Origin of the sequence: Enterococcus sp. FR204 (genome assembly GCF_031143325.1) — a bacterium.
In the GTDB taxonomy this organism is placed as follows: domain Bacteria; phylum Bacillota; class Bacilli; order Lactobacillales; family Enterococcaceae; genus Enterococcus_B; species Enterococcus_B faecium.
In genome coordinates this window covers 1-506 of record NZ_JAKZIW010000111.1, presented here as the reverse complement: position 1 = coordinate 506, position 506 = coordinate 1, and the positions used below count along the sequence as shown (strand labels likewise).

The following is a 506-nucleotide window of genomic DNA, read 5'->3' as shown; positions in this document are numbered from 1 at the left end:
GAGAGTGTAAAATATTTTGTGTAAATAGAAAAAAGGAAGTCCCTTCTGTAGAATAGAGTTACCACAACACATTCACAGAAGAGAGGACTTCCCTATGAACGATTTTACTACAGAAATTCTAAAGACTCTAGCGAACAAAGGCGATTTGAATGAATTATTCCGTGTCCATTTGGAGAAAGCAGTCAATACGCTTCTCAAAACGGAGTTAACGGCTTTCCTCGATTACGAAAAGTATGATCGCATTGGTTTTAACACGGGTAATTCTCGTAACGGCTCCTATGACCGTACGGTCAAGACCGAGTATGGGGAACTTCATCTCCAGATTCCGCGCGACCGCAATGGCGAGTTCAAGCAACAGACTGTTCCTGCTTATAGACGGACGAATGACACGTTAGATGAGACCGTCATTCACCTCTTCCGAAAAGGTATTACCATGTCGGAAATCGCAGACTTGATTGAGAAAATGTATGGGCATCACTACACGCCCCAAACCATGTCCAATATAA

The 506-nt window shown here is 42.7% G+C and carries 1 protein-coding gene; it reads left to right on the top strand.

The annotated features are described in order from the left end of the window. Window positions 1-94: 94 nt before the first annotated feature. Window positions 95-506 (top strand): IS256 family transposase (locus RG571_RS12065; RefSeq protein ID WP_034873891.1); only part of this gene is annotated, 412 nt, incomplete at its 3' end.